22 protein-coding genes and 1 tRNA gene are annotated in these 17,079 nt (G+C 58.2%); 11 read left to right on the forward strand and 12 right to left on the reverse strand.

Features of this window, described 5'->3' with window-relative positions:
• Nucleotides 1-89: 89 nt before the first annotated feature.
• The 3 genes from ampE to IFU31_RS07530 all read right to left on the reverse strand — a co-directional run bounded on the left by ampE (nt 90) and on the right by IFU31_RS07530 (nt 3,802).
• Complete coding sequence (gene ampE, locus IFU31_RS07520) at nt 90-926, reverse strand: regulatory signaling modulator protein AmpE (RefSeq protein ID WP_192102631.1); 837 nt, start codon at nt 924-926, stop codon at nt 90-92.
• Entirely contained in the window at nt 923-1,486 is a 564-nt protein-coding gene (ampD, locus tag IFU31_RS07525) for a 1,6-anhydro-N-acetylmuramyl-L-alanine amidase AmpD (protein ID WP_192102632.1), read from the reverse strand. Before ampD ends, ampE begins: the two co-directional genes overlap by 4 nt.
• A 93-nt stretch (nt 1,487-1,579) precedes the next feature.
• Nucleotides 1,580-3,802, reverse strand: coding sequence for a DUF1631 domain-containing protein (locus tag IFU31_RS07530; protein WP_192102738.1), 2,223 nt, complete (start codon nt 3,800-3,802; stop codon nt 1,580-1,582).
• Nucleotides 3,803-4,078: 276 nt separating this feature from the next.
• Here IFU31_RS07530 and nadC point away from each other — a divergent pair, with 276 nt between their 5' ends.
• From nadC to IFU31_RS07555, 5 genes are all read left to right on the forward strand, one after another.
• A complete protein-coding gene (nadC, locus tag IFU31_RS07535) occupies nt 4,079-4,927 on the forward strand; it encodes a carboxylating nicotinate-nucleotide diphosphorylase (protein WP_185795227.1) in 849 nt (282 codons plus the stop codon).
• 44 nt (nt 4,928-4,971) lie between these two features.
• On the forward strand, nt 4,972-5,226 hold the full coding sequence (locus IFU31_RS07540; protein ID WP_122715142.1) for a hypothetical protein: 255 nt from the start codon (nt 4,972-4,974) through the stop codon (nt 5,224-5,226).
• A gap of 178 nt (nt 5,227-5,404) precedes the next feature.
• Nucleotides 5,405-5,989, forward strand: a complete 585-nt coding sequence (locus IFU31_RS07545) for an SMI1/KNR4 family protein (RefSeq protein WP_122475267.1) — start codon at nt 5,405-5,407, stop codon at nt 5,987-5,989.
• A gap of 221 nt (nt 5,990-6,210) precedes the next feature.
• On the forward strand, nt 6,211-6,462 hold the full coding sequence (locus tag IFU31_RS07550; RefSeq protein WP_122795362.1) for a type II toxin-antitoxin system HicA family toxin: 252 nt from the start codon (nt 6,211-6,213) through the stop codon (nt 6,460-6,462).
• Nucleotides 6,459-6,815 (forward strand): type II toxin-antitoxin system HicB family antitoxin, encoded by a 357-nt coding sequence (locus IFU31_RS07555; RefSeq protein ID WP_192102633.1) that lies wholly within the window; start codon nt 6,459-6,461, stop codon nt 6,813-6,815. Before IFU31_RS07550 ends, IFU31_RS07555 begins: the two co-directional genes overlap by 4 nt.
• Before the next feature lie 31 nt (nt 6,816-6,846).
• Here the strand turns inward: IFU31_RS07555 and IFU31_RS07560 are convergent, their stop codons facing one another.
• The 5 genes from IFU31_RS07560 to IFU31_RS07580 form a co-directional block, all read right to left on the reverse strand.
• Nucleotides 6,847-7,620, reverse strand: a complete 774-nt coding sequence (locus IFU31_RS07560; RefSeq protein WP_192102634.1) for an EAL domain-containing protein — start codon at nt 7,618-7,620, stop codon at nt 6,847-6,849.
• A 90-nt stretch (nt 7,621-7,710) separates the two neighbouring features.
• Nucleotides 7,711-8,328 carry a TPM domain-containing protein gene (locus IFU31_RS07565; protein ID WP_122475273.1) on the reverse strand — a complete coding sequence of 206 codons (618 nt, stop codon included), beginning with the start codon at nt 8,326-8,328 and terminating at the stop codon, nt 7,711-7,713.
• Nucleotides 8,329-8,346: 18 nt separating this feature from the next.
• Nucleotides 8,347-9,120 (reverse strand): TPM domain-containing protein, encoded by a 774-nt coding sequence (locus tag IFU31_RS07570; protein ID WP_192102635.1) that lies wholly within the window; start codon nt 9,118-9,120, stop codon nt 8,347-8,349.
• Entirely contained in the window at nt 9,117-9,716 is a 600-nt protein-coding gene (locus IFU31_RS07575; RefSeq protein WP_122475276.1) for a LemA family protein, read from the reverse strand. The genes IFU31_RS07570 and IFU31_RS07575 overlap by 4 nt, the downstream gene beginning before the upstream one ends.
• 260 nt (nt 9,717-9,976) lie before the next feature.
• A complete protein-coding gene (locus IFU31_RS07580; RefSeq protein ID WP_192058563.1) occupies nt 9,977-10,195 on the reverse strand; it encodes a hypothetical protein in 219 nt (72 codons plus the stop codon).
• Between the two features lie 124 nt (nt 10,196-10,319).
• Here IFU31_RS07580 and IFU31_RS07585 point away from each other — a divergent pair, with 124 nt between their 5' ends.
• The gene (locus IFU31_RS07585; RefSeq protein WP_122475279.1) at nt 10,320-10,499 is read left to right on the forward strand and encodes a hypothetical protein; all 180 of its coding nucleotides are present in this window, start codon (nt 10,320-10,322) and stop codon (nt 10,497-10,499) included.
• A 55-nt stretch (nt 10,500-10,554) separates the two neighbouring features.
• Here the strand turns inward: IFU31_RS07585 and IFU31_RS07590 are convergent, their stop codons facing one another.
• Entirely contained in the window at nt 10,555-10,800 is a 246-nt protein-coding gene (locus IFU31_RS07590) for a hypothetical protein (RefSeq protein WP_192102636.1), read from the reverse strand.
• A gap of 166 nt (nt 10,801-10,966) precedes the next feature.
• Between IFU31_RS07590 and IFU31_RS07595 the strand changes: the two genes are divergently transcribed.
• Nucleotides 10,967-11,734 (forward strand): hypothetical protein, encoded by a 768-nt coding sequence (locus IFU31_RS07595; RefSeq protein ID WP_192102637.1) that lies wholly within the window; start codon nt 10,967-10,969, stop codon nt 11,732-11,734.
• Here the strand turns inward: IFU31_RS07595 and IFU31_RS07600 are convergent.
• The gene (locus IFU31_RS07600) at nt 11,731-12,141 is read right to left on the reverse strand and encodes a VOC family protein (RefSeq protein ID WP_192102638.1); all 411 of its coding nucleotides are present in this window, start codon (nt 12,139-12,141) and stop codon (nt 11,731-11,733) included. The two genes, IFU31_RS07595 and IFU31_RS07600, sit on opposite strands and share 4 nt — an antisense overlap.
• 426 nt (nt 12,142-12,567) lie before the next feature.
• On the opposite strand from IFU31_RS07600, the gene IFU31_RS07605 reads away from it, so the two are divergent.
• Nucleotides 12,568-12,873 carry a DUF1484 family protein gene (locus IFU31_RS07605; RefSeq protein ID WP_192102639.1) on the forward strand — a complete coding sequence of 102 codons (306 nt, stop codon included), beginning with the start codon at nt 12,568-12,570 and terminating at the stop codon, nt 12,871-12,873.
• Nucleotides 12,874-12,946: 73 nt separating this feature from the next.
• On the opposite strand, the gene IFU31_RS07610 is transcribed toward IFU31_RS07605, so the two are convergent.
• Nucleotides 12,947-13,022, reverse strand: a tRNA-Thr gene (locus tag IFU31_RS07610).
• A 21-nt stretch (nt 13,023-13,043) separates the two neighbouring features.
• On the opposite strand from IFU31_RS07610, the gene IFU31_RS21855 reads away from it, so the two are divergent.
• The gene (locus tag IFU31_RS21855) at nt 13,044-13,499 is read left to right on the forward strand and encodes a hypothetical protein (protein WP_446731022.1); all 456 of its coding nucleotides are present in this window, start codon (nt 13,044-13,046) and stop codon (nt 13,497-13,499) included.
• A 47-nt stretch (nt 13,500-13,546) separates the two neighbouring features.
• On the opposite strand, the gene IFU31_RS07620 is transcribed toward IFU31_RS21855, so the two are convergent.
• Nucleotides 13,547-13,936: a pilin gene (locus IFU31_RS07620; protein ID WP_192054742.1), complete on the reverse strand. Its 390-nt coding sequence runs from the start codon at nt 13,934-13,936 to the stop codon at nt 13,547-13,549.
• A 223-nt stretch (nt 13,937-14,159) separates the two neighbouring features.
• Between IFU31_RS07620 and pilB the strand changes: the two genes are divergently transcribed.
• Together pilB and IFU31_RS07630 are read left to right on the forward strand one after the other, a co-directional pair.
• Nucleotides 14,160-15,857, forward strand: a complete 1,698-nt coding sequence (gene pilB / locus IFU31_RS07625) for a type IV-A pilus assembly ATPase PilB (protein WP_192054743.1) — start codon at nt 14,160-14,162, stop codon at nt 15,855-15,857.
• 4 nt (nt 15,858-15,861) lie between these two features.
• Nucleotides 15,862-17,079: a type II secretion system F family protein gene (locus tag IFU31_RS07630; RefSeq protein ID WP_192054745.1), complete on the forward strand. Its 1,218-nt coding sequence runs from the start codon at nt 15,862-15,864 to the stop codon at nt 17,077-17,079.

A 17,079-nucleotide genomic window follows, 5' to 3' on the forward strand; every position in this document is an offset into this window, starting at 1 on the left:
CGCCGCTGCTACACAGGGGAAGAAGCACCAGTGCTCCCTGTAGCAGCGGCGTAAGCCGCGTCCGGGGTCAACGCGATGAACCTGCAACATCACGCCAACACCGAACACACCGCCAAAACCGCATACCACAACACCCCTGCGCGCACGACCATCTGCCACAGGCTGTCCAACGTCTCCACTCCTAGCTGCCCTACCACTGGCGCCGGAACATCACCGGCCACTCGCCCGACGCGATCGATCAGCGCCGCAGCGGTAATTTCCCAGCTGAGCACCTCGTGCAACATCACCCGGCTGACCGCCACGAAGTTGCCCACCAGCGCAAAGCTGGCCGCAAGCAAACGTACCGGCAGCCAGTCCAGAGCATGACGCAGCCGCTGCGCCCGCAGGGCTATCGCCGGATGCCGAGACTGCTCGGCCACCAGGGTCACCAGCCGATAGACCAGCGCCGCCACCGGACCCAAGGCGGCGTACCAGAAAATCACCGCGAAAAAGCTTTGATAGGCTTCCCACAACAGGTGCCCCTGCACCCTTTGCAGCAGGCTGCCGCCGTTGTCGGCGAGGACGCCCATGTCGCGTTCGGCCACATGCACCGCCGCCTGGGTGTCTTCACGGCGCCAGGCATCGCGAAACGGCCCCAGCCCAACCGTGATGTCACCGCGGCCCAGGCTGTAGATCAGCACCAGCAAATGCACCGGCAGCGCCAGCAAGCCATAAGCCACCGGCTGCAGCGCATACAGCACGAACGCCAGCAGCAGCGCCGGCAGCGCCACGCTGATGCAAAGCACCAGCCACGGCTCGCGCGCCAGCCCCGGCCGGGCTTCGAGCCGATGCAGTTCACCCAGGAAAAAACCGTCACGTTGCACGCGCTGGCGCAGCCCGGAAAACTTCTCGGCCAGCAGGACCAGCAGCAGCACCAGAAAAATCATCGTGCATCCTCTTCATTCAGCAATGCGGCACGGTAGCGTGCCCAGTCGAAACAAGGGCCGGGGTCGGTCTTGCGGCCCGGGGCAATGTCGCTGTGGCCGCAGATGCGCTCCACGCTCAGCGCCGCAAAGAGCTCGAGCAACAGCCGAGTCAAGGTCACGAGCGCTGCATACTGGGCATCGGCGAAGGCTTGATCATCAGTGCCTTCCAGTTCGATGCCTACAGAAAAATCATTACAGTTTTCGCGGCCATCGAACAACGACACTCCAGCGTGCCAGGCGCGATCCAGACAGGAGACGAATTGCGTCACCGCACCGTCACGCTCGATGAGAAAATGCGCGGACACGCGCAGATGGGAAATCCCCTCGAAATAGGGATGCTCGCTGCAATCCAGACGGTTCTGGAAAAACTCGTGCACCTTGCCCGTGGCAAACTGCGCCGGCGGCAAGCTGATGTTATGGATGACCAACAGCGAGACTTCGCCGTCGGGACGCTCGTTGAAATTGGGCGAGGGGCAATGGCGAACGCCGTCGCACCATCCCGTAAGGCCGTTCAAGCGCATGAGGTCAACCGCATCTGGAGTCCTGCCGACAATCAAGGCGCTCCAGTATGAACCCTCACGCGCAGGAAGGCAGCCTGCGCGTGGCCGGGCTCATCAGTGTGCCTTGAGCTTGCGCAGGTTGGTGACCACCGAATCCAGGGCTCGATCGAACAACAAGGTGTCGTCGAGCACCCGCACGGTGCCGCGGCGGAACTCGATCGCCAAGCCCATGCGGGTCTTCTCCAGCACCTTCATGCCAGTGCGGTTGACGAACACGTACTTGCCCGAGGTCTCGATGATCGCGGTCAACTTGCAGCGCAGCTTGAACTCATCGTTTTCCTGCAATTCCACCCAGCTGCCGACACGCAGCTTGTCGACCTGCAGCAGGCCTGGATCATCGTCGGCCAGGCGTACTTGGGCCTCGCTGTCGGCGGCTTCGCCCGGGGACGCCAGCACGATCTCTTCGACCACCTGCACCAGCGATTCCTCACCAGGCGTCACCCCCTCGAGATTCGCCAGATCACGCTGGAACGCCTGCACATGCAGCACCTCCAGCTGACTGAAGAATTCACTGGTGGCGAACGGATCGAACGCGGTGCTGGTAAGACCATCGCGCAGAGACTTGAGCAAGCCGGGCACCAGTTCCAGCAAACGCATGCGCATTTCCGGGTCGTCGTGAGGTTCGACGCTCCAGATCAGATCGTCGACCGTGGACAAGGCCGCCTGCCACTCGGACGAATTGGCCCCGTGTTTCAGGCACACGAGCAGCAACACGCGACTCCAGGCGTCCTGCAGCACATTGACCACCACCTGCGGCAGCTTGCGCCCCAGCAAGCGGCTGTTGAGTTCTTTCTCGACCAGATGCCGCGCCAGATCCGCACGGGCGCGGCCCTCTTCGGCATCGCGGGTACGCTGTTCGAGCAACTCGCTGCGACGACGCTCGTCATTGCTGAATGCAAGGAAGTCGACCAGCAGCTCGGAAAACAACGAGGTGTCGTCGACGAAATCGTTGAGCAGGCGCTGGACGATCTGGTCGATGCGCAGGTACAGCGCATCGCGCTGATAATCGTCGCGGCTGCCCCAGCCCATCGCCGCCGAGGCGATTTCGTTCAGCAGCCGCCGCGCCGGGTGCGCACCCCGGCTGAAAAAACTCTTGTCCAGTACCGCGACCTTGAGCATGGGAATCTGCAGGCGTGCGATCAGGGCCTTCAGCGAGTCGGGCAGGTTGCGATCGTCGAGGATGAATTCGAACAGCATGGCAATCAGGTTGATGACGTCTTCGTCCATCACCCCGACTACCCGAAACTTACCGCTCTTGACGCTGACGCGGGTCAGCAGTTGTTCCAGCTGCTGGCGCAGGTCGTAGTCGTTCTGCGGCGGCTGCTGGGGCACGTACTGCTGCAAGTGGGACAGCAGGCGCAGCAGATCGCTGGTTGAGATCGGCATGGCCTCGCTCGGCGGCTCCATCTTCGGCGCCATGCTGCCGCGCAGGTCGTGCAGCAAGTCCTGCAGGGCGCCAAAGGCTTCCTGCACATTCTCGTCACGCTGAGCGGACTTGCTCGGCGCCTCGGCGCGTGTTTCCGGCTCGGTGGCAGCGGGGCGCGGGCGGTCGCTGGAGCGGTCGGCGGCGCGACGCGCAGGCGCGGCCTTGAGCTCGGGCAGGATGCCGGCCGCGATGAGCAGTTGATTGGCTTCGGCGTACAGCTGATCGGTATCGGTAAGAACGTATTTCTCGAACAGCTTGAGGATGATCAGCTTGACCTTGATCTCCACACCCAGGCTGCGCCCGGCCTGGAGGAAATAGTCGCACAGCATGACCGGCCCGAGCGGATTGGTGGAATCGTCCAGGCGGCGGGTCAGTAGCACATTCAAGCGGGTCGTCAGTTGGCCCAGGGCAAAACTGTCACGGCTGAGGACCTTGGCCACCATCGCATCCAGTGCCACCGTGCGTTCCAACTCGTCGTTGGGTACCAGCGCCAGCTTGTCGTAGCTCAGCGGCGGCGGCGCGCTGGCCTCGACCGTGTCGTACTGACCGACGCGCACGAAGCTCTCGTAGAATTTCTCGAGGAAACCGCGCTCGATGCTCTTGCGCTTGAGGCGCAGATCGCGCATGGCTTCGAAGAAGGTATTCTGATCGACGTTGTTCAACGCCCGGTCGGCCATTTCGAACAGGGTATCGTCGGCGTTATCGAACAACACCTGCAGGGCCTGCTTGAGCTGCAGCGCGGCTTTGTCGCGCACCTGCAACAGGACGACAGGCAGGCGCACACTGGCAGGCTGGCTCGCGTGATCGGCGGCAGCCTTGTTCAGTGAAACCACTTTCCCATCGTTCGCCATCAAGACCCCCACCAAGAGAAATAGAGCGTCGACATCCCTGTCAACCACGTGACGTCATTTACCTGACCTCACCGACAGTGATCTCTGACTACCAAGGTGGCAAGCAGTTCAGCGAACACGGGGCTAAGTAGGAGATTGACCGTAAATATGTACGAAAGCTCACAGCAGCCGACCAAATGCACAGCTTTTTACGGTGCATGAAGGCGCGGGCTACAGGGCTTCGCTCCAAGCGCTGCAGTATCCTATAATCCGGCCACTTTGCCGATGGAGCGCGTCATGTCCAATCTTCGTCTTGCCGATCTGACCGCTGAAATCGAAGCCAACGTGCGCCGTGCGTTGTTCGAAGACGTGGGCAGCGGCGATATCACTGCGCAACTGATCCCGGCCGAGCGCCTGGCCAAGGCCAGCATCATCACCCGCGATGCCTGCACCGTTGCCGGCAGCGCCTGGGTCGATGCCGTGTTTCGCCAGCTCGACCCGCGCGTGGCGGTGCATTGGCAGGTAGTGGATGGGCAGCAGGCCCAGCCCAACCAGCCCTTGTTTCACCTCGAAGGCCCGGCACGCTCGCTGCTGACCGGTGAGCGCAGCGCGCTGAATTTTCTGCAACTGCTGTCGGCCGTGGCCACCCGCGCGCGGTATTTCGCCGAGCGTGTCGGCCATACCCAGGTCAAGCTGCTGGACACGCGCAAGACCGTGCCGGGCCTGCGCCTGGCGCAAAAGTACGCGGTGACCTGCGGTGGCTGCCACAACCACCGGATCGGCCTGTACGATGCCTTCCTGATCAAGGAAAACCACATCGCCGCCTGCGGTGGCGTGGCTCAGGCAGTAGCGGCGGCGCAGCGCATCGCGCCGGGCAAGCCGGTGGAAATCGAAGTCGAAAGCCTGGAGGAGTTGCGCGAAGCCCTGGCAGCGGGTGCCGACATCGTCATGCTCGACGAGCTCAGCCTCGCCGACATGCGCGAAGCCGTGAGCATCAATGCTGGCCAGGCCAAACTCGAAGCCAGTGGCGGCATCAACGATTCGACCCTGGTCAGCATTGCCGAAACAGGGGTGGACTACATCTCGATCGGCAGCCTGACCAAGGATGTAAAAGCGGTAGACCTGTCCATGCGCCTGAGCCTGTGACAGCCCACATAGATATCGACCAGCAAAGGTATGGAGTTTTCGCAGTGACCAGCACATCCACCCAAGGCGCTCACCAGGTCTACATCATTCGCATCGACGGCACCCGCTTCGGCCCCTTCGACTCGTCCCTGGAGCCCAACAAGGCGTTGATCTACGAGGTGACGCTCAATGCCGGCGCAGGCGACCGCATCGAATTGCATGACGCCGCCGGAGAGGTACAGACCCACGTGATCTCCAACACCCATTTCCAGCCGCAGATGAGCGACGTGCCCGCCCACTACACCGTTCGCTGGCGCTGATACCTCGCGCCCTCTGTGATAGCAGAGCTCTGTGGGAGCGGGCTCTGCCCGCGAAGAGGCCATTGGCCTTCCACCCTCCTCCCAGCCCCCCACATACCCCCTAAACAGTAAATTCCCTTGACTCCCCCCCACAAATCGCCCAAAGGTGCTCAAACAAAACCCGTGTAAGGAAGCAGCCTTGAGCATCGTCGAACAGTTCCACTCAGGCCTCAAAGCCGCCCTGCCCGCCGCCAGCCTAGACGAACTCGCGTTCGCCACCGGCGCCTCGCCCACCCAACTGGACGCTCTCAAAGAGGTCTACCCGGACTGCCCGGACAGCCTGCTGCAACTGCTTGCCAAGGTGAACGGCACGCACTGGCAGAAGTACGAAAAAGGTGAAGTCTCGGTGCTCATCCTGGGCTCGGACATCGCCGAATACCCGTACTACCTGCGCTCGGTCGAGCAGATCCTCGAAGACCGCGCCGCCAACGACAAAAGCATCGCCGACATCTACGACGACTTCTTTCTGGAAAACCCGGAAATGGTCGATCGACGCATCGACGCCGACGTCAGCCTGGGCGAGCGCCTGTGCTTCTCGCACTGCATGAACAACGGCGGCACGTCAACGCTGTTCATCGACTTCAACCCGACCGGCAAAGGCACCAAAGGCCAGGTCATCCGCTTCGTCCACGACCCGGACGAATACGTGGTCATCGCCGACAGCTTCGACGACTACCTGAAGATGCTGATCGACGACAAGTTCGCGTTCATTCTCGAAGATTGATGCACCAATGACCGAGCTCATTCCACGAATGAGCTCGGTCATTGCATGGATAGTTACAACTCGTATTACCCCTCGGCCTCAGGGCCTTCCCGCACCCCCGCACATCCTTCGTATCACTTCCATTTGTCCGAAAACCCGGCCCTGCGCTACACATAGCTGGGCACCACACATTGACTTGAAAACGGACAGCAACTAAATTCAGTTGCACAAAAGGAGTGGTAATGTCCAGGCATGGAAAGCTGGTCGCCAAACTGATCTCGCAGGAAAGTGAGTTCACATGGCCTGAACTGGTGAGCCTGCTGCAAGGGTTCGGCTTTCAGCCAGTCCAGGGAAGCGGCAGCCGCGTGAAGTTCCACAATGGTAATCCCGCAGCGTTGATCAGCCTTCATCGCCCTCATCCGGGTAGTGAAATCAAGCCCTACATCCGCCGCCAGATCATCGCGCAATTGAAAAATGGAGGCTTGCTGCCATGAACCAACTGCTTCAACACCGCGGCTACTTCGGATCGATCGAAGCAAGCCCGGAAGACGACTGCCTGTATGGCAAAGCACAGTTCATTCGGGCGCTGATCAGCTATGAAGGGCAAACCGTTGCGCAATTGATTGCCGCTTTTCAGGCCGCAGTGGATGACTATCTGGAGACCTGCGCGGATTTGAAGGTCACGCCGGAGATTTCCTGCAAGGGCTCCTTCAATGTGCGCATTGGCCACGAACTGCATCTGGCGGCCAGCATCGCGGCAAATCGGCAAAGCATTACGCTCAATGACCTGACCAAACAGGCACTCGCCAGTTATCTGCATTACGAGTCGACAAACCGTGCCGACTGATCAGCCTGCCAGACACTTCAAGGCTTGAGCGTCAACGCTTGAGCGGCAACTCGCCGATGGCGGGACGGGCGAACAGGTAGCCTTGCTGAAGATCGATACCCAATGCTTGTAAGGCCGCGCTTTCACCGACGGTTTCGACGCCTTCGGCCACCACTGTGATGTTCAGCTTGCCGGCCACCAGCACGATCCCCGCCACGATGGCTTGCCGCACGGCGTCTTGATCCAGCGCGCGAGTCAGCGCCATGTCGATTTTCAGCACGTTGGGCTGGAACGTCGCAAGCATGTTCAAACCCGAATACCCCGAACCGAAATCGTCGATTGCCGTAGTGAAGCCCTGCTTCTCGTATTCAGCGAAAATCGACTGCAGATGCGCCGGATCATCCACACGCTCACCTTCGGTGACTTCGAACATCAGCCGATTCAGCGGAAAACCGAATTCGCGGGCAGCCTCGAGCGTTGCGCGAATGCACGTTTCGGCGCGATAGACGGCTTTGGGCAGGAAATTGATGCTCAGCAGGCAGTCGGGCAAGTCGAGCAGACCCCAACGGGTTGCCAATTCGATGGCCTTGACTCGGCAGGCCTGGTCGAAGCGGTAGCGATTGCCATCGTTCACCATACTCAGGATGCTGAACGCGGACTCGCCGTTGATGCCGCGCACCAGCGCTTCGTACGCCCAGGGCTTGCCACTGCGCACATCGAGAATCGGCTGGAACGCCATGGTGAAGTCGAAACCCAATGCATCCAGGTTTCGACAGTCGGAACAACCCACTGCCTTGAACGGCTGGGGAAAAATGATCGGGCTCATAGCGAGGCTCCGTGGGCAAAGAACGAATGATAGCGCATTGCCACTTCGACAGCTCATAGCCTCGCTAGATCCGTCTGATTGGCCGAACGGTCAGCCCAGTACGACCAACCGATCCGGTAGCTCGTTACGAGGATGAGTGACCGGCACGTGCTCACGCAACACCTCGCCACACGCCTGGATACAGCCGACGAAACCTTCCATCGTTTCACCGCGCTTGACCCGCGCAGTGAACGCTTCGACGATCGCGTTCCAGGTGTCATCCCCGACGCGACTGGAAATCCCCTCGTCCACCAGAATTTCCACGTACCGTTCTGCCTCCGAAACGAAGATCAGCATCCCCGTTCCGCCCTGAGTGTGATGCAATTTGCGCTCCAGAAACTGCCGGCGCGCCATGTTCGCCGCTCGCCAATGCCGCACTCGGCGCGGTACCAGCGCCGTGGTCAGGGCCGGAATGCGAAACAGCAGCCCCAGTACGATGAAGGTTGCCCATTGCGCCAGCAGCAGCTGATGAGCATTCAGCCAGCCGGGGTAATAGTTGATCAGACCCGGCACCAGCAATGCGATCAACCCCGCCCACAACAACGGAATGTAGGTGTAGTCGTCCGAGTGCGGTGCAAGCACCGTGACCAGCTCGGCGTCGGTGTGCAGTTCTGCCTCGGCAATCGCCGTGGCCACGCGCTTCTGCGCGCTTTCGTCCAGTAATGTCATGCTGCGTACCCGCTCGATTTACCAGCCACCCGATGCACCCCCGCCGCCGAAGCCGCCGCCACCGCCACCAAAACCGCCACCGCCGCCGCCGCCGCCGAAACCACCGCCACCACGGCCTCCGCCACCCAGCAGGCCGCCTAGCACCGCACCCGTGAGTACCGAACGACCGCCGCCGCCTCGGCCACCGCGCCCCCCTCCGCCACCGCCGCGAATCATTACTATCACGATGATGATCAGTATCAGGAAGGCCGGCCAGGGCAGACGCTGCTGATCCCGGCCCTGGTCCTGCGCGTTGCTGCGCTGCGGCTCGGCCAGGGGATCACCCCCCAGCACCTGCAACATGGCCGCTGCGCCCGCACGAATGCCGCCGGCGAAATCGCCTTGGCGAAACGACGGCACAATCACGTTATTGATGATGATGGAGGACTGCGCATCGGTCAGTTGCCCTTCCAGGCCATAACCGACCTCGATGCGCACCTTGCGCTCGGCCTTGGCGACGATCAGCAAGGCGCCATTGTCCTTGCCTTTCTGGCCAATGCCCCAGGCACGCCCGAGCTGGTAGCCGTAATCGGCGATGTCCGTGCCTTGCAGGTCCGGCACGGTTACCACCACGACCTGCTCGGAGGTCGCCTGCTCGTGTGCCTCGAGCATCTGGCTGAGCTGGCTGCGGGTCTGCCCGTCGAGCAGGCCCGCCTGGTCCACCACTCGACCGCTGAGCGCCGGAAACTCCAGCGCTCCGGCAGTGGCGGCCCACAGCAGCATCAACAGCGGCAGGCACCGCCATGGCTTCATTGGAACTTCACGCTCGGCGCTTGCTCGGCATTGGGTGCCGTGGCCTTGAAGTTCTCGCGAACCTTCTGATCACGGTACATGGTCATCTGCCACAGCTTGCCGGGGAAGGTACGGATCTCGGTGTTGTACTTCTCGACCGAGGCAATGAAGTCACGACGTGCTACCGCAATACGGTTCTCGGTGCCTTCGAGCTGCGATTGCAGCGCCAGGAAGTTCTGGTTCGACTTCAGGTCGGGATATCGCTCGACCGTCACCATCAAACGGCTCAAGGCGCCGCTGAGTTGCTGCTGGGCCTGATCGAACTGCTGCAGCTTGGCCGGATCGTCCAGCGTGTTGGCATCGACCTGGATCGACGTGGCCTTGGCGCGCGCCTCGATCACTCGGGTCAAGGTGTCCTGCTCCTGCTTGGCGTAGCCCTTCACCGTTTCCACCAGATTGGGGATCAGGTCGGCACGACGCTGGTACTGGTTCTCCACCTGAGCCCAGGCCGATTTCACCTGTTCGTCATATTGCGGAATGTTATTGACGCCGCAGCCACTGAGCAGCGTGGTGAACATCAGCACGGTCAACAACCGTGTGCGCAGGGAAATGGTCATGGTGGGGTCAAGCTCCTTGGAAGGCAGTGGTCATGGCCACTGCAACGCGCCGACGCCTGGTTCGGGTCGACGCTTGGATAGGTGAGGTTAGCAGGCCTGGCTGGGCGAAACGCCAAATCGCAGACAAAGAAAAGCCCGCCGACGGGGAGGAAAGCGGGCTTGAAGAAGGAGCAAGGTCAACATTACGCCCAAGAATGTAAATGCCGCGTGAAACGGATGTGAACGGACGGTTAGCTGCACTTTTCTCCTTTTTCACGACATCAACGACCATCGGCGATCTTGCGTTCGATCTCGGCGGTCTTGCGCTGCAAGGTCTCGGCGTCCTGCTCTTTCTCCTTGATGGAGGTAGGCGTGATGACCTTGTCGACGCCTTCGGTGGCCGGCGTTTCATGCTCGATGTCGCGCTCAACCACGTTCACCGGCTTGCCGCTGGCATCGAGGGTCGGGGCTTTTGGCTGGATTTCATCGCGTGTGGTCATGGTAGGAAGCCTCTGATGGTAAGTAGAGATTCGAGGCATTGCAGGCAAGGTAAGTTCCTGTGCAACGCTTCGGACTGCACCTTGGCCGAAGGCGCCGGTCACAGCTTCTTTGGGAGGAAAAACCATGGCCATCTCCGTCAAGAAACTCGAAGGCAATGACATCCCCGAGCAGTACCGTACACACGACATGGACCCGGTGTTTCAGGTTCAGGACAGCGAAGGACAGTTGCACATACGCACCAGTGACGTGGAAGCCGCTGCCCTGGCAGTGGAATTCAGCGAACAGGACAAGCAGCCCGAGTGACCGAACAAAGCGTGCAGGACGTTGCCGACCTGCACGCTTTGTTCAACGGCCCCGCCTAATCGCCCAGCAACCACACACCGGCGCTGACCAATGCCGCAATCAGCGTGCCGCCGAACAAGGCGTACTCGAGCTTGCTGCGATTCAGCGCCTGGACCACGTGGTCGATGTAGGCCTCGATATCCGCCGCCCGGCGGCGCATCTCCAGGCCTTCGATGACGTCCTGCACCCGCGCATCGAGCAACGGCGACACACACAGGTAGACCGAAGCGTAGCTGGCCAGAATGATGAAGAAGTATTTCACGGTTGGCATCCTTGCCCAGAGTCAGGGGCGGGCTTATAGGCTGTCGGCACACAGGACGAAAACGATACAGGTCGAGGCAAACAATCGCCATTCCCGGCGTCGATTGAATAAAAGCCCAACGTCGAATCATGTACAACGTATGGACTAAAAACAACGACGCACGTACATGACTGTTTTCTACCTCAAGCTGCTCATCACGCCGCTGCTCATGCTGTTCATCTCCATCGCTGCCAAACGCTGGGGTACGCACGTTGGCGGGCTGCTGTCCGGGCTTCCAGTGACCTCCGCCGTGGTGATGCTGTTTCTCAGCCTCGAACAAGGCCCGGGGTTCGTGGCAATGGCAGTGCCCGGCGCACTGGCCGGCGTGGCGGCAATTCAGGCAACCTACCTGTTCTATCTTGCGGTGACCCGCCATGTTTCGGTGGTGCTCGGATGCCTGGCCGCCGTGGTGTTCTATGTTGCCACAGCGCTACTGATGAACCGGCTGGGATCACCCATTGCCTCCATTGCCATTACCCTGTGCTTGGTGGTCGTGCTGATTCGGGTGACGTCGAACGATGGCAAAGCCCTGGCGCCCCCGGTCGCGTTACCCAGCTGGATCATCCCCATGCGGATGTTGACCGCTACCCTCCTGCTGCTACTGATCACCGCAGGGGCGCAGTGGTTGGGCCCCGTGGTCAGCGGCTACCTGGCGCCCATTCCGATCATCGCCTGGCCGCTCGCCGTTTTTGCGCATGTGCAAGGCGGACGCCAGGAACTCGCGGCGATTGTCAGAGGCAACGCGATTGGCGCCGTCGGCGTGATCGGCTTCTACCTCAGCTTGCAGGAGATGGTAGTGCAACTAGGCATACTGCCCGCCGTGGCGACAGGCGTGTTGCTGGCGGTACTGTTGACGGCTGGGGTCGCGCGCCTGGCCAACTTGCGTCGGAGTTAAGCTGAACTGGCCATATCCGATGCATGAACGAAACATAACTTGTTGCCTTCAGGGTCCCGGCAATAGGCGCCGTAGTAGTCCTCTGAATACTGCGGCCGCAAACCCGGCGCCCCCTCGTCGCTGCCACCGTTGTCCAACGCTGCCTGCCACGCGTCCCGCACCTGCTGCTGCGACTGCGCCGCAAAGCTGACCTGCATGCCGTTGCCCCAAGTGGCCGGGAGGCCGTTGAACGGGAGCTGGATGTAGACCTGGGGCCAGGGCTTATCGGGCCGTTGCCAACCAGCGCCGGCTGGGCCCCCGTCGTTTTCTTCCGGCATGCGGATAAGGCCGAGGGCTTGGAAGATGTGGTCGTAGAAGGCGACCATTTTTGCCAGGTCGCGGGCGCCGATTTGGATGTGGCTGAACATGCTTTACCCCTAGGCCTGATCACATGTGAATAACTGCCTGGATGACAGCATTTCCTCCGATGTCGGCCAAACATCTTGCCTTGATTTTATAATCCTATCGCGCGTACATTCGCCTCGTCGCTGCAAAATCAGCGACCGGGTTTGGTCGCCCGAGTAGATAAAGGCGCTACAGCGCCCCATCACGATTGCAGGCGCTTTTTTTGCGCAGGCAGCCTCGTGTCATGGCGGCTGTGCGCAGGACACCCTCGGGTGTGCCGGATTCCTTTATCGCCGGTCGACCAACCTTCGTACAGCTGCCACCCACTCGTTTGGTCGCGAGCGTGGCGGCGTTTACTTGATAAAGGAATGTCCTATGAAAGCTTATTTTACGCCTATGGCCTGTTTACGCTCCGATGCCTGCGCGCCATTGCATGGGAGGGGTAAACAATGAACAAGCTCTCGAATCGACTCACCCATATACAAACGGATCTGCAGTGCTGGCTCAGTGAAGACACTTCTGTCGATGCTTTCGAAGATCTGAATGGAAGACTTTTGGCACTTGCCGAGGGCGTTGCCGTGCTGCAGGAATCGGTCAGTACCTTGAGCGAGGTGAATGGGGCACTGGAGGTGGTGCTGCAGTTGCTGTTCGATGCCGAAGCAGAGAAGATTTCGTGCAATCACCTTTACTGCTTGATGGAGCCGATTCAGGGGAAGCTTGACGGGGCTTTGGAACGGATGGGGGGTGTGATCTAGCGCGGGGATGAGTAGTCGTGCGCGAGGGTGGGAGGTTGCCGATGCTGCTTTGGGTGGCTGGGCTGGGATCGGATGGTGCCGGAGATAGGAATCGAACCTACGACCTTCGCGTTACGAGTGCGCTGCTCTACCGACTGAGCTACACCGGCTTAGTTATAGAGGAAAAACATATGGCTACTGACCTTAAAACGAGTCAAACTCCAGGGCATTCGACAATAGAATCAATAGCGCTAACCGAACTGGTGCAGGCCCACCCGCCGGCATTGGTTCGAGACCATGTCATAGTTTTTCCGTTGATTGATGCCGGTCCATTAGCGACGGTGCACGTGATAGTGGCCAGCCCAGAAGATGCAAAACCTGTAGCCGTGATACTGCTGCAATTTGCGGTAGTGCTCGGAGCCGAAATGTCGGCTGTCGAATTCACATCAACCCCTTGGTCCAAAGCCATCTGGACGTCTCGCTTTAGCATGCTCATTTCAGAAAACCCGGCCGTGAGCTTGGCCCTTGCCGAGTACTTAAGGAACAAGGGGATGGCGATGGCCGATATGATCCCTAAAATAGCGACCACTATCATCAACTCAATAAGCGTGAAAGCTCTTGAAGATTTCATAACACGCCACCATTAACGCTAAGAAGATCCACGTAGTAGTGCCTACGTGGATCGCCTATTATCTCAGGAACAGCCTTTGGGTTTGTAATCGCCAAGGCTAGCGGTAGAACAAGCCCAACCACCAGTGCCTCGAGTCAGCGTGATGGTCCCACCCGAGATAGCGGTCGGCGCATTCTGCAGGGTGCACAGGATTGAACCTGTTTGTCCGTCGGTGATTGTCCAAGCACAGTTAGATGTAGTCGTAGCATTGAGCGCAGCGGCGGTTACAGTAGTACCGGAGTTCAGCAAATCCTCAAAGTTGATTTTGAGCCCTGAAGCCTCAGCAAGACCAGCAGACGCTTTGGCGCGCGCTTGATACTTGGAATACTGTGGAATGGCGATCGCTGCAAGAATGCCGATGATCGCTACAACGATCATAAGCTCAATCAGCGTAAAACCCTTTTGCGCTTTCATATACCTACTCTCCAATAAAATGAAGGTCGGGGGACCTAAAGTCTACAAAGCAAAACCCATGCCATTTTTTAAGTCACTCATACCCGCGCAAATCCATCCATACCTAATCAAAGCGGGAGTAAAAAAAGCAACAAAGTGACATTTTTTGTCAGGTGCATTTATCTTGATTGGCACCCCGCTCTGACTGCGCTATAAAAGACGCACTAAAGGAGCACGCATTCAAATGAACGATATCGCCCTAACCGGCTTGGCCAAGCAGCTCGTCGTTGCCGAATTGCTTACTGACAAGGAAGCGTTGCTGGCGCTTACCCAAGCGCAGCGTCAAAAAATACCGTTCGTGAATTACCTGGTGCAGAATCGCTTGGCAAAGAGTCGAGAGGTTGCAGAAATTGCCGCTGATCAGTTCGGTGTGTCCCTGCTTGACCTGCACGCAGTTGACCGCGATGGATTTCCAAAAAATCTCGTTAGCGAAAAACTTATTAGGCAACACCATGCGCTGCCTTTATGGCGCAGAGGCAATAAGCTTTTTATCGGGCTGTCCGACCCCACCAATCATCTCGCAACGACGGACATCCAATTCAGTACGGGCTTAACCACAGAGGCCATACTGGTAGAAGATGACAAACTTACTGAAGCCATCGAAAAGTTTTTTGACAATGGCTCAACTGGACTTGAAGAGCTCAGCGATGTCGACTTGGAAGGATTGGACATCCAAAGTGGCCATGACGACAAGGACGAGCCTATTGCCCAAGATTCAGATGATGCACCTGTCGTTCGCTTCGTAAACAAAATGCTACTCGACGCCATACGAAGCGGATCATCCGACTTGCATTTCGAGCCGTACGAGAAGACCTATCGGGTCAGATTCAGAACCGATGGCATCCTGCGAGAAATTGCCAAACCGCCTATCAATCTATCAGGCCGCATAGCTGCACGCCTGAAAGTGATGGCGAGCTTAGATATTTCAGAGCGCAGAAAACCTCAAGATGGTCGTATCAAGATGCGCATCTCGAAGTCTAAATCGATTGATTTTCGCGTTAATACGCTCCCCACACTCTGGGGGGAAAAGATAGTGATGCGTATACTGGACCCGTCCAGCGCACAGATGGGCATCGATGCCCTTGGGTATGAACCCGATCAAAAGGCGCTGTATCTCGAAGCGCTGAGTCAGCCTCAGGGCATGATTCTGGTTACCGGCCCTACGGGTTCGGGCAAGACGGTTTCGTTATACACAGGTATTAACATCCTTAACACGATCGATATAAACATTTCCACCGCCGAGGACCCTGTGGAAATTAACATGGAAGGGATCAATCAAGTCAATGTTAACCCCAAGCAGGGTATGGACTTCGCGCAAGCGTTGCGTTCGTTTTTGCGCCAAGATCCCGACGTGATCATGGTCGGCGAGATCCGTGATCTCGAGACCGCAGAAATTGCGATCAAGGCTGCACAGACTGGACATTTGGTTCTCTCTACCTTGCACACCAACAGCGCGGCCGAGACGCTTACCAGGCTTCAAAACATGGGAATTGCCAGCTTTAATATTGCCACCTCGGTGAGCCTTATCATCGCTCAGCGTTTGGCTAGAAAGCTTTGCCCGCACTGCAAACGCGAGGCTGACATTCCGCGCGAGGCATTGATCTCAGAAGGTTTCCCCATTGAAACCATCGGTGGCTTCAAAGTTTACGAGCCTGTCGGATGTGATCAGTGCAACGGTGGCTATAGAGGCAGACAGGGTATCTACGAGGTGGTGAAAAACACCAAAGCCTTGCAACAGATCATCATGGAAGCTGGTAACGCTATAGAGATCGCTACGCAAATGAGGAAAGAGGGATTCAACGATTTACGCACCTCTGGACTGTCCAAGGTTATGCAAGGCGTTACAAGTCTCGCAGAAATAAATCGTATAACCAAGGACTAGTAAAATGGCTATCAAACCTGACAAAATCCATAACTTCTCTTGGGAGGGTGTTGACCGAAAGGGTACCAAAGTCGCAGGCGAAATCAAAGGGCATAATATCGCCACGGTAAAGGCCTTGCTTCGAAAGCAGGGAGTAGCGTCGACCAAGATAAGAAAGAAAACCGATTCTATTTTTGGAGGCGGCAAAAAAATCAAGCCCATTGACATCGCACTGTTTACACGCCAAATGTCTACTATGATGAAAGCCGGAGTTCCGCTTCTGCAATCCTTCGATATCATAAGCGAGGGTTCAGAAAACGTCCGCATGACAAAGCTGGTCAACGGTATAAAACAGGACGTAGCAGCAGGCAATAGTTTCGCCATATCGCTACGCAAAAAGCCTGAGTACTTTGACGAGTTGTATTGCAATCTTGTAGATGCCGGTGAACAGGCAGGTGCACTGGAAGCGTTGCTTGAAAGGGTTGCCACATACAAAGAAAAGACGGAGCTATTGAAAGCAAAGATAAAAAAAGCAATGACGTACCCCATTGCGGTCCTGTTAGTGGCTGCTGTTGTATCGTCCATTCTTTTGATAAAGGTTGTTCCTCAGTTTCAATCTGTTTTTGCGGGCTTTGGAGCCGAGCTGCCAGCGTTCACCCAAATGGTTATCGGGCTTTCTGAGGCATTGCAAAACTGGTGGCTTATTTTCCTGGCAGGTATCTTTGCCGCGATTTTTTTATTCAAGAATGCGCACAAGAGAAGTCAAAAGTTTCGAGACGCAATCGACCGCCTTCTGTTGAAAATTCCGGTGGTAGGCAAGTTGATCTACAAATCGGCGATAGCCCGTTATGCGCGCACGCTCTCCACCACTTTCGCCGCTGGCGTGCCGTTGGTCGAAGCGCTTGATTCCGTAGCTGGCGCTACCGGCAACGTCGTCTTCAAAAACGCCGTAAACCGAATCAAGGCCGACGTTTCCACCGGTATGCAGCTCAACTTTTCCATGCGCTCAACCGGTGTGTTCCCTACCCTTGCCATCCAAATGACCGCCATCGGCGAAGAATCCGGCGCTCTGGACGACATGCTCGACCGCGTAGCAACCATCTACGAAGCCGAAGTCGACAACATGGTCGACAGCCTCACCAGCCTCATGGAGCCGATGATCATGGCGGTACTGGGCGTGGTGGTCGGTGGCCTGGTTATTGCGATGTACCTCCCCATCTTCCAACTCGGCTCCGTCGTCTAA

This window comes from Pseudomonas sp. CFBP 13602 (assembly GCF_014842725.1).
GTDB classification, from domain to species: domain Bacteria; phylum Pseudomonadota; class Gammaproteobacteria; order Pseudomonadales; family Pseudomonadaceae; genus Aquipseudomonas; species Aquipseudomonas baltica.

Bases quoted from the DNA above. Each gene is read 5' to 3' on its own strand.
- IFU31_RS07550 (WP_122795362.1), top strand. From the start codon at position 6,211: ATGTCCAGGCATGGAAAGCTGGTCGCCAAACTGATCTCGCAGGAAAGT.
- IFU31_RS21855 (WP_446731022.1), top strand. From the start codon at position 13,044: ATGGCTACTGACCTTAAAACGAGTCAAACTCCAGGGCATTCGACAATA.
- IFU31_RS07575 (WP_122475276.1), bottom strand. From the start codon at position 9,716: ATGACCATTTCCCTGCGCACACGGTTGTTGACCGTGCTGATGTTCACC.
- IFU31_RS07560 (WP_192102634.1), bottom strand. From the start codon at position 7,620: ATGAGCCCGATCATTTTTCCCCAGCCGTTCAAGGCAGTGGGTTGTTCC.
- nadC (WP_185795227.1), top strand. From the start codon at position 4,079: ATGTCCAATCTTCGTCTTGCCGATCTGACCGCTGAAATCGAAGCCAAC.
- ampE (WP_192102631.1), bottom strand. From the start codon at position 926: ATGATTTTTCTGGTGCTGCTGCTGGTCCTGCTGGCCGAGAAGTTTTCC.
- IFU31_RS07630 (WP_192054745.1), top strand. From the start codon at position 15,862: ATGGCTATCAAACCTGACAAAATCCATAACTTCTCTTGGGAGGGTGTT.
- IFU31_RS07620 (WP_192054742.1), bottom strand. From the start codon at position 13,936: ATGAAAGCGCAAAAGGGTTTTACGCTGATTGAGCTTATGATCGTTGTA.
- IFU31_RS07555 (WP_192102633.1), top strand. From the start codon at position 6,459: ATGAACCAACTGCTTCAACACCGCGGCTACTTCGGATCGATCGAAGCA.
- pilB (WP_192054743.1), top strand. From the start codon at position 14,160: ATGAACGATATCGCCCTAACCGGCTTGGCCAAGCAGCTCGTCGTTGCC.
- IFU31_RS07565 (WP_122475273.1), bottom strand. From the start codon at position 8,328: ATGACATTACTGGACGAAAGCGCGCAGAAGCGCGTGGCCACGGCGATT.
- ampD (WP_192102632.1), bottom strand. From the start codon at position 1,486: ATGCGCTTGAACGGCCTTACGGGATGGTGCGACGGCGTTCGCCATTGC.
- IFU31_RS07585 (WP_122475279.1), top strand. From the start codon at position 10,320: ATGGCCATCTCCGTCAAGAAACTCGAAGGCAATGACATCCCCGAGCAG.
- IFU31_RS07580 (WP_192058563.1), bottom strand. From the start codon at position 10,195: ATGACCACACGCGATGAAATCCAGCCAAAAGCCCCGACCCTCGATGCC.
- IFU31_RS07595 (WP_192102637.1), top strand. From the start codon at position 10,967: ATGACTGTTTTCTACCTCAAGCTGCTCATCACGCCGCTGCTCATGCTG.
- IFU31_RS07600 (WP_192102638.1), bottom strand. From the start codon at position 12,141: ATGTTCAGCCACATCCAAATCGGCGCCCGCGACCTGGCAAAAATGGTC.
- IFU31_RS07530 (WP_192102738.1), bottom strand. From the start codon at position 3,802: ATGGCGAACGATGGGAAAGTGGTTTCACTGAACAAGGCTGCCGCCGAT.
- IFU31_RS07570 (WP_192102635.1), bottom strand. From the start codon at position 9,120: ATGAAGCCATGGCGGTGCCTGCCGCTGTTGATGCTGCTGTGGGCCGCC.
- IFU31_RS07605 (WP_192102639.1), top strand. From the start codon at position 12,568: ATGAACAAGCTCTCGAATCGACTCACCCATATACAAACGGATCTGCAG.